Origin of the sequence: Micromonospora sp. LOL_014, from assembly GCF_048060245.1 — a bacterium.
GTDB lineage: Bacteria > Actinomycetota > Actinomycetes > Mycobacteriales > Micromonosporaceae > Micromonospora_E.
In genome coordinates, this window is record NZ_JBHMIP010000075.1 from 1 (window position 1) to 2,825 (window position 2,825).

Below are 2,825 nucleotides of genomic sequence, written 5' to 3' on the forward strand. Positions count from 1 at the left end.
CGACTCGGCGGCGGCGGTGATCCAGTCGGCGTCCGACGCGGCACCGTGGCCGTAGGTGACGCTCGATCCCGCCAGCCCGTCACCGTGGGCGACCTCGATCGCGTCGACCCCTGCGGCGTCGAGCGCGGCGGCGATCGCCCGGACCTCGTCGACGGTGTACCGGTGCCCGATGGCGTGCATGCCGTCGCGCAACGTGACGTCCTGGATGTACAGGCGGGTCATGACCGTGCCTCCGCTCGGACAGCGACCAGACGTTCCGCGGTACGCAGCGCCGCCGACGTCATGATGTCGAGGTTGCCGGCGTACGCGGGCAGGTAGTGCCCGGCACCGGACACTTCGAGGAACACCGACACCTGGACACCGGTGAAGTGGCTGCCCAGCGCCGGCACGAACGCGTCGACCGGATCGAACTGCACCCGCTGTTTGAGCCGGTAGCCGGGCACGTACTCGGCGACCGACGCCACCATGGCCGCCACCGAGTCGGCCACCGCCTCCCGATCGACGCCGGCCGGGGTCAGGCAGTAGACGGTGTCGCGCATCAGCAGCGGCGGATCCGCCGGGTTCAGCACGATGATCGCCTTGCCCTTGCCTGCGCCGCCGACGACCTCCAGGGCGCGGGCGGTGGTCTGGGTGAACTCGTCGATGTTCGCCCGCGTCCCAGGGCCGGCCGAGCGGGACGCGATCGAGGCGACGATCTCCGCGTAAGCCACCGGCGCCACCCGCGTGACGGCGGCGACGACCGGTACGGTGGCCTGCCCGCCGCAGGTGACCATGTTGACGTTCGACACACCCAAATGGGCGTCCAGGTTGACCGGCGGCACCACGTACGGGCCGATCGCGGCCGGCGTCAGGTCGACCACGGTCCGGCCGTGCGCCTGCAGGATCTCGTTGTTGCGCCGGTGCGCGCCGGCCGACGTGGCGTCGAAGACGAGTCGCACGTCGGCGAACTCGGGCATCGCGACCAGGCCGTCGACGCCGTCGGCGGTGGTCGCCACGCCGAGGCGGCGGGCGCGGGCCAGCCCGTCGGATTCCGGGTCGATGCCGACCATCGCCACCATGTCCAGCGACTCCGACAGCCGCAGCACTTTGATCATCAGGTCGGTGCCGATGTTGCCCGACCCGATCACCGCCACCCCGACACCCACTACGACCCCTCCCCTGACTCGCCGTCGGCCGACCGGTCGGCCGGTTTCGCGCTGAATCTGGTCCGCACCGAGCCGAGCCCGGCGATCCGTGCCTCGTACGCCGCTCCTGGGGTGACCGGCACCATCGGGCCGAGCGCGCCGGAGAGCACGACGTCGCCGGCTCGCAGCGGATCCCCGGCGGCTGCCATGGTCGAGGCCAGCCAGGCGACGGCGTGCACCGGGTTGCCGAGGCAGGCGGCACCGGCACCGACCGACACCGGCACACCGGCCGATTCCAGGACCATGCCGCACCCCCGCAGGTCCACCGAGGCGGGCGGCACCGGCCGATCGCCGAGCACGAACAGCCCCGACGAGGCGTTGTCCGCCACGGTGTCCACGATGGAAATGTCCCAGTCGGTGATCCGGGAGTCGACGATCTCGATCGCCGGTAGCAGGAAGTCGGTGGCCCGCAGCACGTCGACCACGGTCGCCGGCCCGTCCGGCAGGTCGGTGCCGAGCACGAACGCCACCTCGGCCTCCACCCTGGGCTGGATCAGCCCGGCCAGGTCGACCTCGTCGCCATCCGGCACCGCCATGTCGGCGAACAGCACCCCGAAATCAGGCTGATACACGCCGAACGCGGCCTGCACCGCCGGCGACGTCAAACCGATCTTCGCGCCGACCCGACGCCGCCCGGCCCCTGTCCAGCCGGCCACCAACCCCCGCTGCACCGTGTACGCGGCGGCCACGTCACCGACCGGCAGCAACCGGTCCCGCAGCGGTGCACACGGCACCCCGGTGTCGTACGCCCCGGTCAGCGCCGCGGCAGCGGCCTCGATGTCCACATTCATGACATGTCCACACAGACGTTGGTCAACTCGGAGTAGAAGTCCAGCGAGTGCACGCCGCCCTCCCGGCCCACCCCGGAGGCCTTCACTCCGCCGAACGGGGTGCGCAGGTCCCGCAGGAACCAGGTGTTCACCCAGACGATGCCGGCGTCCAGCCGGGCACCGGCCCGGTGCGCCCGCCCCACGTCGCGGGTCCACACCGTCGCGGCCAGCCCGTAGTCGGAGTCGTTGGCCAGCGCGAACGCCTCCTCCTCGGTGTCGAACGGAGCGATGTGGCAGATCGGGCCGAACACCTCCTCCCGCACCAGCCGCGCCGACGAGTCGAGCCCGGTCAACACGGTCGGCTGCACGTACGCGCCGCCGTCGCGGGCGTCGCCGAAGGCCGGCACGCCACCACCGGCAAGGATCTGCGCGCCTTCGGCGCGGGCCAGATCGTAGTAGCCGAGCACCTTGTCCCGGTGGCCGCGCGAGATCAGCGGCATCGTCGAGATCGTCTCGTCGGCGGGCCAGCCGTACCGGGCGTCGCGGGCGGCGGCCGCCAGCCGGTCGACGAACTCGTCGAACACCGGCCGCTGCACGTACAGCCGCTCGGTGCACAGACACACCTGACCACCGTTGGTGAACGACGACCGCACCGAACCCGCCACCGCCGCGTCCAGATCCGCGTCCGCGAACACCAGACCCGCGTTCTTCCCGCCCAACTCGAACGACACCGCCTTCACCCCGTCAGCCGCCGCCCGCATGATCGCCGACCCCGTCGCCGACTCACCCGTGAACGTGACCGCGTCCACCCCCGGATGAGTGGTCAGCCACTCCCCCGCCGCACCCGGCCCGAACCCGTGCACCACATTGA

3 protein-coding genes and 1 pseudogene are annotated in these 2,825 nt (G+C 71.9%); all 4 read right to left on the reverse strand.

Annotated elements, in window-relative coordinates:
* Positions 1-222 (reverse strand): annotated as a pseudogene (locus ACFHW1_RS28585) (4-hydroxy-2-oxovalerate aldolase); the annotation flags it as partial.
* Positions 219-1,145 (reverse strand): acetaldehyde dehydrogenase (acetylating), encoded by a 927-nt coding sequence (locus ACFHW1_RS28590; protein ID WP_416616684.1) that lies wholly within the window; start codon positions 1,143-1,145, stop codon positions 219-221. The pseudogene ACFHW1_RS28585 and the gene ACFHW1_RS28590, both read right to left, overlap by 4 nt.
* Positions 1,145-1,975 carry a 2-keto-4-pentenoate hydratase gene (locus ACFHW1_RS28595; RefSeq protein ID WP_416616686.1) on the reverse strand — a complete coding sequence of 277 codons (831 nt, stop codon included), beginning with the start codon at positions 1,973-1,975 and terminating at the stop codon, positions 1,145-1,147. The genes ACFHW1_RS28590 and ACFHW1_RS28595 overlap by 1 nt, the downstream gene beginning before the upstream one ends.
* The coding region (locus ACFHW1_RS28600) for an aldehyde dehydrogenase family protein (RefSeq protein WP_416616688.1) at positions 1,972-2,825 on the reverse strand (854 nt) is incomplete at its 5' end. The genes ACFHW1_RS28600 and ACFHW1_RS28595, both read right to left, overlap by 4 nt.